The sequence below is a fragment of the Dehalococcoidales bacterium genome (genome assembly GCA_035529395.1).
Classification (GTDB): domain Bacteria; phylum Chloroflexota; class Dehalococcoidia; order Dehalococcoidales; family Fen-1064; genus DUES01.
The window spans coordinates 1-12,675 of sequence record DATKWT010000162.1; the positions used below are offsets into that span (position 1 = coordinate 1).

Genomic DNA, 12,675 nt, shown 5'->3' on the forward strand with positions numbered 1-12,675 from the left:
CAGCGTGAGCTGGGCAAATTGACTATTCCAGGAAAGGTACGAAAGAACTGGAAAGACAGGCTCTTTGAGCTAGGAGTAAACGAAGCTTCATTATTCCCAGACTTGGATCATACGGCTATTCAAATTGAATGGGAGCTTACAAAAGGCTATTAGAAGGATTTAGAACAAACCTTCAAGTTATCATCAAAAGTTCTCGCTGCTGACTCCTGTAATCTTGGAACTACACATATGACTACAGGTATCAAGTGTAAACGCCACTGTTGCGTATCCCAGGCGCTCTGAGGCAATCCCGGGATGGATGCCGGACTTCACCATCAATGAGTTCCGCGAGGTGAAGATGTAGCCGTCATTGGTGAGGGCGCTGGGACACAAGGAGATTCCGTTCAGACCCTGCCGGATGGTCAGAACAAGTCCTGGAGAATATCCTGGAAGGGAGTAAATAATGGCTTTGGAATCAGTAGTCAGGATGGACTCGGTCAGCATCAAGTGCGGCTCCGGAGCCACCCGGGAAGTCGGCTTCGACCTGAAAGAGCTTGGGGCAACAAGGGTAATGGTGGTGACAGACCTCAATCTGGCGGAAAAAGAGCCCGTGAAGGTGACCCTGAAAGCACTCGAGGACGCAGGAATTGAGGCGGTCCTGTACAGTAATACCCGCATAGAGCCTACGGACGCTTCGCTGAAGGAGGCTATCGACTTTGCCACAAGGGGTAAGTTCGATGGCTTTGCAGGCGTAGGCGGGGGCTCGAGTATGGATACTGCCAAGATTGCCAATCTCTACTCGACCTATCCGGCTGATTTCCTTACCTATGTCAACGCTCCAATCGGCAAAGGGACTCCTGTGCCCGGCCCCCTCAAGCCGTTGGTCTGCATCCCTACCACCGCGGGAACCGGAAGCGAAGTAACAGGAGTGGCTGTCTTCGACCTGGTTGAGATGCATCTCAAGACAGCTATTGCGCATCGATTCCTGCGGCCGGCGACAGGCATAGTCGACCCGGATAATACGCGCACCCTCCCCAGGATGGTCGCTGCGTGTACGGGTTTTGATGTTCTGGCCCATGCCCTGGAGTCTTTCACGGCCATACCCTACAACCAGCGCCAGGCACCGGAAAACCCACGACTGAGACCTGCTTATCAGGGTTCAAACCCGGTGAGTGATGTCTGGGCGGCAAAGGCTATTGAAATGGCAAGCAAGAACATCGTCCGGGTAGTTCAAAATCCTGCCGATGAGGAAGCTCGCAGCCAGATGATTATCGCCGCCACTTTCGCTGGAATCGGCTTTGGCAATGCGGGTACGCATCTCGGTCATGGGATGTCCTACCCTGTGTCCGGAATGGTGCGTAACTACATCCCCGAGGGATACTCTCCGGACCACGCCATTATTCCGCACGGACTGGCCGTCATTCTCACCGCCCCGGCCCTTGTTCGCTTCACCGCTCCGGTAAATCCTGAACGGCACCTGGAGGCTGCTCGACTGGCAGGCGTGGAAACTGCCGGTGCCAGATTGGAAGATGCCGGAGACATACTGGCCGACAAGATAGTCTCCCTGATGAAAGAAACAGGGATGCCCAACGGCCTGGCTGCTGTTGGCTTCACGGCAGAGGATGTGGATAAGCTGGTTGAGGGCACGTTGCCCCAGCAGCGTATAACCAGACTATCACCCAGGCTTTTTACGCCTGATGACCTGAAACAACTGTTCCTTGATTCGCTAACATGCTGGTAAGAAATGAGAGAACGGCCGACAGACGATAGACGGGGAAGATGAAACAGAATACGGTGCTGAAGTAGCGAATAATAACAGCAAGACTCCGCACCTTCGGTCTTCCCCTACTGGTTATACTTGTTCATGGCGGCCTGCAAGCCCTCGGTCAGGATGAGGTCGATGGCCTCACCAACGCGGGGGATGACTTCCCGGAAGGTCTCCTCTTCCTCCGGCGTAAGGTCACCCAGGACGTAGGTGACAATGTCAGCGTCGCCGACACCGGTAGACTCGTCCGTCCCCGCCGGCCGTCCGATACCCACCCGGATGCGGGCGAAGTCGTTCCTGCCCAGGTGGTCGATGACCGAGGTGATGCCCTTGTGCCCCGCAGAGCTGCCCACCGGCCGGATACGTATCCTGCCCGGGGGCAGGTCCAGGTCATCATGGACCACAATAATGTAATCCCGCCTGACCTGGTGCTTCTGTCGCAGGCGGTTGACCGCCAGACCGCTCCGGTTCATAAAGGTCTCCGGCTTGACAAGAATCACGTCATGTCCGAGTATCTCGCCGGTGCCGATTCGGGACGTAGCCTGCTTTCTATTTAACCGGATTCCGTATTTTTGGGCGTAGTTTTCAATGCACATGAAGCCTATGTTGTGGCGATTGCGGGCGTAGCGTTCACCCGGGTTCCCGAGACCTACAATCAGTCTGTAGCTATACTTTTTCTTCCAGAAGAACAAGGAACTCCTCCTCCGTCATCTCTTTCGTGCCCAGTTCCCGGGCACGTGCCAGCTTGCTGCCGCCGGGGTCTGCCCCAGCGACCAGGTAACCAGTGTTGCGGGTAACATTGTCTTTTACCGTCGCACCGAGTGCCTTCACCCGTTCCTCCGCCTGCTGCCGGCTGAAGGCTTCCAGCCGGCCGGTGATGACAAACTCCTGACCGGCCAGGGGAAGTGGTCGCGGCTCCGCAGCGTCTTCTTTCAGCCTGACTCCGGCTGCCCTGAGTTTCTCAATGACCTGCCGGTTCTCCGCCTGCTGGAAGAAGGCGATAATGCTATCGGCAATCCTGGGGCCAACCGACGGGATGGCCAGAAGCTCCTCACGGGTCGCATCAGCCAGGCGGTCCATACTACCGAAGTGGCTGGCCAGGACTCCGGCCATCTCGCCACCAACGTGCCGGATACCGAGAGCTAATATAACCCTGACAAGTGGCCTGTCCCTGCTCTGGTCAATGGCGTCGAGCAGGTTGTCGACGCTCTTCTCGCCCATCTTCTCCAGTCCCACGAGCTGTTCGCGCTTCTGCCTGAGGGAGTAGAGGTCGGCGATGTTCCCGATAAGGCCTTCGGCAAGCAGTGTGGCACTCAGGCTCTCTCCGATGCCGCGGATGTCCATCGCGCCCCGCGAGACGAATAGCTCGATGCCGTGCTGCACCTGGGCGGGGCAGGCGGTATTGGTGCAGTAGTACATCGCCTCACCCTCGGGGCGGACGATTTCGGCACCACAGACGGGACAGGCCGGGCGCCCCTTCTCGCGGTCGAACACCTTCTCAAGAAGGCTGAACTCCTTCTCTTCACCGGTGCGCTTGCTCGCTATCGGTCCGACGACCTCCGGGATGACCTCTCCGGCGCGTCGGACGGTGACCCAGTCGCCCTCGCGGATGTCCTTGCGGCGGATGTCGGCTTCGTTGTGCAGGGCGGCCTGCCTGATGGTAACTCCACCCACGGCGACCGGTTCCAGAATGGCGTAGGGGTTGAGCGTACCGGTGCGCCCAACGCTGATGCCTATCTCCTTCAGCACGGTTGTTTCCTCGACGGCAGGGAACTTGTAGGCGATTGCCCATCTCGGCTCGTGCCCGATGTTGCCCAAGCGGTCCTGACGCTCGATTGCGTTCACCTTGACGACAATACCGTCGGCCTCGTAGGGCAGGCTTTCCCGGTCGTCCACCCAGCGTCTGTAATACTCCTCGACCTGCTTTATGCTGTCCAATCGCACGTTATTGGAGTTCACCTTGAAGCCCAGCGATTTCAGGTAATCGAGTTGCTCCCAGTGAGTGTCCGGGACCGGCCTGCCTTCGGCCCAGCCGAGCATGTAGATGCAGATGTCCAGCGGACGCAGTGTGGTAATCCTGGGGTCGAGCTGGCGCACCGAGCCGGCGGCGGCGTTTCTGGGGTTGGCAAATGGTGGTTGTCCCTCCCGGACCCGTTCCTGGTTGAGCCGGTGGAAACCGGCTTTGGGCAGGAAGACCTCCCCCCGCACCTCGAATCGGGGTGGGGCGTCTCCGGGAACGGACAGGGGGATGCTCCGGACGGTCTTCAGGTTCCGGGTGATGTTTTCCCCACGGAATCCGTCGCCACGGGTAGCCCCGGTAGTAAGCTGGCCGTCGATATAGGTCAGAGCCACGGCAAGGCCGTCTATCTTGTGCTCACAGACGAGGTCGAATTGCTCTTCGCCAAGTAACCGGGATGTGCGTGTGTGCCATACCGTCAGCTCTTCATCGGAGAAGGCATTCCCCAGTGACAACAGCGGGTAGAGGTGCTCCACCACCCCGAAAGCCTCGACCGGGGCCGCCCCCACGCGCTGTGTCGGAGAGTCCGGGGTCAGGAATTGCGGGTACTGCTCCTCCAGACGCTTCAGTTCCCGGACGAGCCGGTCATACTCCGCGTCACTGATTTCCGGGCTATCGAGCACGTGGTAGCGGTGGTTGTGGCGGTTTATGTCCGCCTTGAGTTGCTCTATTCTCTGCTGGATTTGTACCTGGTCAGTCATCAGCTAAATTATAGCATAGTGGGTGCTTTAACTGGATGGGAACGGAGAAGATGAAGCGTGTTCAGGAAGTCATATCCCGTACATTCGGCGGGGTAGAGGGGGTATACGGGGTAACTGTATCGGGAACGGGACAGCCTAGCCGGACAATCCCTTCTTCAGGACGTCCGCACTGAAGGAGTGCCCGTGGGCGGGGTGAATCGTTCCGGCACCGTTATCGAGGAGCAATCGCCAGCTCTCCTTTACCGTATTACGGTCGTCACCGAGAGACGGCATTCCCGAATTGAACCGGAGGGGCATGACGCTCATTGCCAGGTCACCGACAAAGGCATCGCCGGTGTCCAGCAGGACACTCATCGAGCCCCATGTGTGTCCCGGCGTGTACAGCACCGTACCCTCGATACCGAAAGGCCTCAGGGAGAACGCCTTATCTTCCAGTACCAGGTCTACCGGGCAGCGAGGGAACTCCACCATCAGCGCCATGACTCTCGTCATCAGCGCTACCACCTTACCCGGGAAGCCAATCCCCGGTGGAAGTCGTTTCAAGGCCTGCTCCACCCAGTCACGCTCGCGGTAGTTGATGGCAATTTTCGCACCGGTCAGCTTCCTGAGGTCGGCGGCCGACCCGATGTGGTCGTAATGGCCGTGTGTAAGCAGAATCAGGGAGATGTCTTTCGGGGCAATGGACAACCCTTCCAGCCTCCTGCGGAAGTTGTCCTTCTGGTTGGCGAAGCCGGCATCAACCAGGACCAGACCTTCCTGTTTGATGAGGTAGCAGTTGCAGTTTCCCAGGGGAAGCTTGTGGATATCTATTTTGCTCATTCCCTTCACCCCCCGAACCGGAGATACTTTTCCGGAGTGACGGAAGATAGTCCGGCATGGTACTTACCTGTACAGGATATTAACCGGTCAGGCTATATCCTACCGCCCGGCGACATAAAGGTCAATGATGACCGGCGGCTCTTCGGTCGGGAACGGCGACCGGATTGGCATCGCGACGCCACTGGGGTAGAATGGGAATATCCAGGGGATAGGTATGATGATGATATCCATCGTTTATCGGGAAGAACTGAGGGAATACGATTTCGGTCCGGGCCATCCCTTCCGCGGTGACCGCTACGAGATATTCCCGCAGTTCCTGAAGGATATCCTGGTCGAGAACAGGGACTACCGGATGCTGAAGGCTGAGCCGGCGGGAGATGAAGACCTGCACCTTATCTGCGATGAGGAGTATATCCGTTTCACCCGGTCCTACTACCGGGAGGCTAATCTTGGTCTGACCCCTGCGGGGGACTTTTTCCGCTTCCACAGTCCGGACAACGTACCCCAGGGCCGGCCCGGAAAGGTGGAGGAGGCGGCAAGGCTTATCGTCGGGCAGGCGAAGAAAGCCTGTGACCTGGTGCAGGAAGGCGGGGTCGAGAAAGTGGTTGCTCTTGGCGGGGGCATGCACCATGCCGGACCCGGCAATGGGGAAGGATTCTGCATATACAATGATGTCGCCTTCTGCGCCCGGTACCTCCGGCAGCGGTATGCGCTGGACAGGGTACTCATACTGGATACCGACGCCCATGCCGGAAACGGCACCGCCCGTTATTTCTACGAAGACCCGGCCGTATTGTTCATCGACCTTCACCAGGACCCCAGGACCCTCTATCCGGGAACGGGTTTCGCCAGTGAGATTGGCTCCGGGGATGGCAGAGGCTTCACGGTCAATGTCCCCATGCCCCTGTTCTCCGGGCAGGAGGCCTACCGGATGGTGTTCGAGGAGATAGTACGGCCGATAGTGGACGAGTTCAAGCCTCAGCTCATCATCCGAAACGGAGGCTCAGACCCCCATGTCGCCGACGAACTGACCAACCTTGGAATGGAGGTTGACGGCTTCAGGATGTTCGGGGAGCAGGTCAGAGAGATGGCGGGTATCTGTAAAGGCAGGGTGATTGACCTTATCGGGTCCGGCTACAACCGCCGGGTCCTGCCGCATTGCTGGCTGGCGCTGATTTGCGGGCTGACCGGCATCGACATAGCGTTGGAGGAGCCGGAACCTGCCCCCGCCTGGCTGGGCGTGAACCGCTACCTGGGGGACATCAAGGTGGTCGTAATCGAGGTAAAGAACTACCTCAAAGAATACTGGCGGTCTCTCCGCTGAGAGCACACTCTATCTTCCAGGCGAAACCGGAACTGCGCAGGCAAACACCAGCACATCTGCATCGGCGCAATCTTTCCTGCGGACAGGCGGCTCATTCCACAGCCGGTACCATTATTCAAAGTTGCAATTGACGGACGCTCTGCAGGACACTACTCACCTGGGAGAGTATCTGTTTGCTTGATGCCGGCTTGGCGAGGAAAGCATCAGCCTCATGGCGAAGCTCCTTCATCGCCTCTGGATGGAATGCCCCCGATTTCGCGGTGAAGTAGATTACCTGTGTTCCCGTGCTGCATTCCCGCAGCCGCCGGCATATCTCCCGCCCGTCCATTCCCGGCATTATGACGTCCAGCAGGACTACGTCCGGTTGCTTCTCCTTGACCAGCCCGAGCGCTGTCTCCCCATCAGATGCCGTCCTTACCTCGTAGCCTTCCATCTTGAGGATACGAAGCAGGGCAGTGCACAGTTGGGGCTCATCGTCAACTACCAGGATTTCCGGACTCCCCTTTACCATATCTGCCTTCACCATTTATTTACTCCTCCAGCGGGGCTGCTCTCCGCACACGTCCGGTCTGCCGCTGGCGTGTCCCTTTGCGGGTTCCGGCCAGGGGCAGCTCCACGGTGAAGGTAGCGCCGCCCAAGCTGTTATTTTCCGCGTGTATCAGTCCGTTATGGTCGGTCACAATACTGTAGCAGGTGCTCAACTCGAGGCCCGTACCGTTTGTCATCCGCTTCGTCGTGAAAAACGGGTAGAACATATGGGTCAGGTTCTCCGGAGGAATGCCAGTGCCGTTGTCGGAGACTGACACCCTGGCCCATTCGCCCTCTTTACAGGTGGAGACCATGATGTTTCCGCCGTCTGCCTCACTAAGGGATTCCTCGGCATTCAGCATCAGGTTCATGAAGAGTTGCATCAGCTGGGATGCATCGCCTCTCACATGGAGGGGGCCGTCCTGGAAGATGGTGGTTGCAGTGATGTTCCTTATCCTTTCCGTATACCGGCGCATGTCCAGCATCTTGCGGAGGATTCTGTTCAGGTCCAGGCGACGCATGGTGGATTTCTCCCGGCGGCTGTAGGTGAGCAGGTCGGTCATTACCTTGGTGGCTCGCTTCGCTTCCTCGTGTATCACCTTCAGGTCCCGTTTGATTTCAGGTGGGGAATCCGCCGCCATCATCAATTCGGAATAGAGTAGAATACTGCCCAGGGGGTTATTCACTTCATGGGCAATGCCGGCGGTCATCTCACCCAGTGAGGCCAGCAATTGTGAGTGCTGTAGCAGCTCCCGTGTCTTCCGTAGTGCGGTGACATCCTCCCCGGAAATCAGGGCCTCGGTTACCCGTTCCACCGGGTCTTTGATTTGCGTATCGTGGCATTCGAGCATCTTCATATCACCGTTCCTGATAATCAGCTCAGGAACTACCTCTCCTTCCGTAACGTGTATTCTCCCGCATCCAATAGCTAATTCTCGCACGACTGTTTTTCCTGTGTAAGACGCCAGAGACCAAATCTTGTTATACCGGTAGCCCTGCATGGTTGACCGAAAGGTTCACTGCGGAGAAAGGCTGCTTCCGGCGCAGAAAGGAGGATATCCGGGCATCGAGGAGTTGTATGACCCTTTCGGCTCAAACGTTGAGACCCGTGGGTCATGACATTGAACCCCCATTGCCCTGCGCGGAATACGGTACTGTGCCAGAATAGGGTGCAGCGGACAGGGGTAGTCCGGTTATCCTTCGGCAGGACTGGTCAAAGACGAATTCATGCCTGATGGGAACAGGGAGAGAAGACCGATAATGACGCTGACGGGAGAGAGCCGGAAGAGTAAAGCCAGGACGCTAAGAGACCTTTACGCCTGTTCGATAACCAGGGATTTATGACTGATAACCACAACGGGCATCAGGAAGTAAATGATGGGCAAGATTAGGTTTTCTCCAGGGCTTGTTACCGTCGTGGTCATCGCCCTGCTGTCCGGCCTTGCCTTTTTCCTCCGGGCCTATCTCCCACACGACTGGGTCTTTGCTGGCGACCAGGTCAAATTTGTCGGTGCCGATGCCCACTACCACATGCGGCTGGTGGACAGCCTGGTACGCAACTTCCCCACGCACATAACCTTCGACCCCTACCTTTACTATCCCTACGGCAGCACCTGGCAGTACATGCCCTTTTTCGACTGGCTCATTGCCGGCAGTGCCCTGCTGGTCGGCCTCGGTTCACCGAGCCTGCAGACCATCGAGGCGGTCGCTGCCTATCTTCCCGCAATACTGGGTGCCCTGACCGTTATCCCGGTCTACTTCATCGGCCGAGAGCTATTTGGCCGGCGGGCCGGTTTGCTGGCGGCGGCGCTGATTGCGATACTTCCCGGCGAATTTATGGGGCGGTCTGTCCTGGGTGCCACCGACCATCATGCCGCTGAAGTCCTGTTCAGTACCAGTGCCATGATGTTCTGCATCATGGCACTTAAGTCGGCCAGACATAAACGGCTGTCCCTGGCCGACCTGAGGAACCTGAACTGGCCAAGCATCCGCCGGCCACTGGCCTTTAGCTTGCTGGCCGGTGTTTTTCTGGGGGTCTACCTGCTTACCTGGACTGGTGCCCCGCTCTTTATCTTCATCATCTTTGCCTACTTCGTTGTCCAGGCAATCATGGACCACCTCCGGGGAACCACCGGGGACGACCTGTGGATTGTGGGAGCGGTCACCATGCTGGTGGCTCTGCTGATATTGCTACCGTTCTCTCCCGGCACCCTGCCGCTGATGTCCATCGTTATCGCCCTGGTTACCCCGCTGGTACTCAACGGTGTTTCCCGTCTCTTCTCCCTCAGGTCGGTACGAAAGGCCTACTACCCACTGACAGTACTCGGGCTTGGTGTGGTTGGCTTCATCGTGTTACATTTCACCAACCCTTCCTTCCTGACATCAGTTCTGAGCAGGCTCAGCATTTTCTCGCCCTCGGGCGTAGGTTTGACAGTCTCCGAGGTGAGACCCCTGCTTTCCGTCGGTGATAGCTTCTCCTTCTCGCTTGCCTGGGAGGTTTTCACCACCGGGTTCTTTATCAGCTTCATCTCGCTATGTATGCTGGTCTACCTGCTGGTACGGCGTGGGGAGGCACATAATACCATACTGGTATTGTGGAGTGTGATGATGCTGGCGGCTACCCTGGGAGAGCGCCGCTTTGCCTACTACTACGCCATCAATGTCGTTCTGCTCACCGGCTATTTCTCGTCGTGGTTCCTGGGGTGGGTCGATATCCGTAAATGGGTTGCCCGTGAGGGCAGACCGGGGAAGAAGACCGGGACCGTGAGTCCGGCAACAAGCCGGATTGCCTCCGGCGTAGGAATGCTGGTTGTGCTATTCGTGGTTTTCGTTCCCAATACCGGGGTGCCACCCGCCTGGAACGGCCCTACCACGGATGTTATCGAGGAGACAAGGCTTCTGACGCCTTCCGATGCCTGGCACAGCTCGCTTTACTGGCTCAGAGATAATACTCCGGACCCCTTCGGCGACCCGGACTTCTACTACGAGCTCTACGAGGCACCGTTGCCCGGCAAGGCCTATGATTACCCTGAGTCCGCCTACGGCGTAATGGCCTGGTGGGACTACGGCCACTGGATAACGCGTATTGCCCGGCGCTTGCCCAACCACGGCCCGGGGGGGAACTGGTCTGTCCCGGTCGCCCGCTGCTTCACTGCCCAGGAGGAAGCCCCGGCTAACGAGATAATCGATAAGCTGGATTCCAGGTATGTGGTCATCGACTACGATACGGCTACAGGGAAGTTCCATGCTATGGCAACCTTTGCCGGGAGCAGTCCGGACGATTTTCGTGGTATCTACTACGTGGAAGAGGACGGCAAGCTCCTGCCGATAATCTTCTTCTACCCCGAGTACTTCCGCTCCCTGTCCAGCCGGCTGTATAACTTCGATGGTAAGGCAGTGGTCCCGGACAGCACAATGGTCATCTCCTTTGAGGATGCTGTGGACCGTGCCGGCACCGCTTATAAACGGGTCACCAGTGCCAGGTCTTTCCCCGACTACGAAGAGGCTGAGGTCTATCTCTCAGGTCAGGATGCCGGGAAGTACCGGATAGTCAGCTCCGACCCGATGGTGAGTCCCGTGCCCCTGGCAGCACTGGAACACTACAGCCTGGTGTATAGCTCAGAGGAACTTACCGAGCACCTTGAGCAGGACTTGATTCCCACGATTAAGATATTTGAGTATATCAGCGAAGCAGACCAGATTGTGAGGATGGAAACGAATGACTGAGAAACTGTTGCTGGTCAATCCCAGACACCCGCTACCAGGACTTCCAGTATCAGGCAGGTAGTTGGGATCACCCCAGATGGGTGATGGTCAAAGTGGAGTGGCACCAGGGACAGCTATCCCCCCGAGTAGGCTTCGTCGTAACCAGCCTCTCATGCCACCAGTTTCTCGCCAACCAGGTAAGGCTCCAGCTATTCATCCCTGGCGTGCACTCTGGGTAATTTCCTGCGCAGGCGATGCTTGCCGAAGGGAATCAAAATGGGGAGACGGGTTGTGCGGCCATGCCCGACGGTTCGTTTCCCACCTGGCTGAGGCGGTTGTGTCCATAGGGCTGTTCGCTGCCGTTCTTGAATACATAACCTAGTGATGCGTATAACCGGGTTATGCCCATCACCCGGCTGAGTGCGGCTGAGGAGACACAGGCAGTCAGATGAGAAAAATGGGGGCAGTATGACCTCTTTCGTTACGGAGGACCTCACCATGCTGATGAGGGAGGATATTACAGAGATCCGTAGTGGAGATTGACAGCCAAGTGCCATGGGTATACTATTAGCGACAAGGTAATGAGGGCAGGAGACACTTATTAAAACAAAAGTATATTGACAACTCCACTTACGCGTTCTGGGCTGCTGATGTAAACGAGGACACGATTGTTAATCTGCCGGTTTTCAATACAACTTTTGACACGGTTTCCCTTCTCGAGGTGATTGAGCACCTCCGAAACCCAGGAAGACTGCTGAGTCTCCTGCATGAAGTGTTGACAGATGGAAGGCATCTGCTGATAACCATGCCGACTTAGATTGGTGACAATATCGGCCATTTCATCGGTGCGACGGCTTCGGGCAGGAAAGAGTTTCCCTATCCACATATGCGAATCTATGACAGGGTAAGCCTGATCGCCCTCAGTAAAGAAACGGGATTCGTCGTACTGTGCTATAGAAAGTTTGAGTTTGGCGTGAACCAGATCCTTGTCTGCTCGAAGAAACCAGTCCAGTAGGGTCAGCCTTGCTGAGTACGGGAAGGGAGGTTTGAGCAGATGGGGAGAGTTTATGCGAACAAGCAAAGCAGAAGAGAATGGGCAGAGGATCTAATCCCAGAGTTGTTTTATACTCCCCCAGGGCTTGGGGACCCTACCGTCCTACGCAGGGGGCTCCTTTGCCGTTGCTGGCCATATCATCATTTCTGGAGCAAGCAGGATACGATATCGTAATAGTAAGCAGTAATCTCAGTGATAGGCCGACAGAAGACGTGTTGGAGAGTTGCCGGAATGCTACCTGCCTTGGGATTACTGCCATGACTGGCTATCAAATCACAGATGGGCTGGAGATAGCCAGGTCGGTGAAGGAGAGGTATCCTGACCTGCCAGTTGTGTGGGGAGGTAGACACCCCACTCTCGAGCCTGACGGAACCATTAAGTCTCCCTACGTAGATATTCTGGTTAGAGGGCAGGGAGAAAGAACGTTTGCCGAACTGGTACACAGCCTGGCAGAGGGAAAATCTTTGGGCAATGTCGCCGGTATATCCTACGAAAGATTTGGGGAGATACTCCATAACCCAGGGAGGCCACTGGAGGACGTAAACGACTTCCCTCCCATGCCCTATCATCTTATTGATGTAGAGAGGAGCATTTACAGCAACGCCTTCAGTAATCGAGTGCTCAACTATGTCTCTAGTTATGGATGCCCCTTCAGGTGTGGGTTCTGCAGCGAACAGACGGTCTGGGAGAGGAGATGGCTTGCCTTACGTACCGACAGAATGGTTGAAGATATAGAAGGGTTGGTTAAGGATTACGGGGTAGACACCATCGCACTTGCAGACA

General features: G+C 56.7%; 9 protein-coding genes and 1 pseudogene. 5 read left to right on the forward strand and 5 right to left on the reverse strand.

Annotation, left to right across the window (positions count from 1 at the left end; translation table 11 throughout):
• The first annotated feature begins 442 nt into the window (after nucleotides 1-442).
• Nucleotides 443-1,720 (forward strand): hydroxyacid-oxoacid transhydrogenase, encoded by a 1,278-nt coding sequence (locus VMW13_10095; protein HUV45165.1) that lies wholly within the window; start codon nucleotides 443-445, stop codon nucleotides 1,718-1,720.
• 104 nt (nucleotides 1,721-1,824) lie between these two features.
• On the opposite strand, the gene pth is transcribed toward VMW13_10095, so the two are convergent.
• The 3 genes from pth to VMW13_10110 all read right to left on the reverse strand — a co-directional run bounded on the left by pth (nucleotide 1,825) and on the right by VMW13_10110 (nucleotide 5,281).
• On the reverse strand, nucleotides 1,825-2,436 hold the full coding sequence (gene pth / locus VMW13_10100) for an aminoacyl-tRNA hydrolase (GenBank protein HUV45166.1): 612 nt from the start codon (nucleotides 2,434-2,436) through the stop codon (nucleotides 1,825-1,827).
• Entirely contained in the window at nucleotides 2,411-4,462 is a 2,052-nt protein-coding gene (ligA, locus tag VMW13_10105; protein ID HUV45167.1) for an NAD-dependent DNA ligase LigA, read from the reverse strand. Before ligA ends, pth begins: the two co-directional genes overlap by 26 nt.
• Nucleotides 4,463-4,597: 135 nt before the next feature.
• Nucleotides 4,598-5,281, reverse strand: a complete 684-nt coding sequence (locus tag VMW13_10110) for an MBL fold metallo-hydrolase (GenBank protein HUV45168.1) — start codon at nucleotides 5,279-5,281, stop codon at nucleotides 4,598-4,600.
• A 214-nt stretch (nucleotides 5,282-5,495) separates the two neighbouring features.
• Here VMW13_10110 and VMW13_10115 point away from each other — a divergent pair, with 214 nt between their 5' ends.
• Nucleotides 5,496-6,605 carry a hypothetical protein gene (locus VMW13_10115; GenBank protein HUV45169.1) on the forward strand — a complete coding sequence of 370 codons (1,110 nt, stop codon included), beginning with the start codon at nucleotides 5,496-5,498 and terminating at the stop codon, nucleotides 6,603-6,605.
• 115 nt (nucleotides 6,606-6,720) lie between these two features.
• Here VMW13_10115 and VMW13_10120 read toward each other — a convergent pair whose 3' ends face one another.
• Both VMW13_10120 and VMW13_10125 read right to left on the reverse strand, forming a co-directional pair.
• Nucleotides 6,721-7,131 carry a response regulator gene (locus tag VMW13_10120; protein ID HUV45170.1) on the reverse strand — a complete coding sequence of 137 codons (411 nt, stop codon included), beginning with the start codon at nucleotides 7,129-7,131 and terminating at the stop codon, nucleotides 6,721-6,723.
• 4 nt (nucleotides 7,132-7,135) lie between these two features.
• Nucleotides 7,136-8,074: an ATP-binding protein gene (locus VMW13_10125; protein ID HUV45171.1), complete on the reverse strand. Its 939-nt coding sequence runs from the start codon at nucleotides 8,072-8,074 to the stop codon at nucleotides 7,136-7,138.
• A gap of 433 nt (nucleotides 8,075-8,507) precedes the next feature.
• On the opposite strand from VMW13_10125, the gene VMW13_10130 reads away from it, so the two are divergent.
• From VMW13_10130 to VMW13_10140, 3 genes and pseudogenes are all read left to right on the forward strand, one after another.
• Complete coding sequence (locus VMW13_10130; protein HUV45172.1) at nucleotides 8,508-10,859, forward strand: oligosaccharyl transferase, archaeosortase A system-associated; 2,352 nt, start codon at nucleotides 8,508-8,510, stop codon at nucleotides 10,857-10,859.
• 32 nt (nucleotides 10,860-10,891) lie between these two features.
• Nucleotides 10,892-11,145, forward strand: a pseudogene (locus VMW13_10135) (IS1380 family transposase).
• A gap of 872 nt (nucleotides 11,146-12,017) precedes the next feature.
• A partial coding sequence (locus VMW13_10140; protein ID HUV45173.1) for a cobalamin-dependent protein occupies nucleotides 12,018-12,675 on the forward strand: 658 nt, incomplete at its 3' end.

Coding starts and splice junctions, on each gene's coding strand:
- VMW13_10095 (HUV45165.1), top strand. CDS start 443: ATGGCTTTGGAATCAGTAGTCAGGATGGACTCGGTCAGCATCAAGTGC.
- ligA (HUV45167.1), bottom strand. CDS start 4,462: ATGACTGACCAGGTACAAATCCAGCAGAGAATAGAGCAACTCAAGGCG.
- VMW13_10110 (HUV45168.1), bottom strand. CDS start 5,281: ATGAGCAAAATAGATATCCACAAGCTTCCCCTGGGAAACTGCAACTGC.
- VMW13_10115 (HUV45169.1), top strand. CDS start 5,496: ATGATGATGATATCCATCGTTTATCGGGAAGAACTGAGGGAATACGAT.
- VMW13_10120 (HUV45170.1), bottom strand. CDS start 7,131: ATGGTGAAGGCAGATATGGTAAAGGGGAGTCCGGAAATCCTGGTAGTT.
- VMW13_10130 (HUV45172.1), top strand. CDS start 8,508: ATGATGGGCAAGATTAGGTTTTCTCCAGGGCTTGTTACCGTCGTGGTC.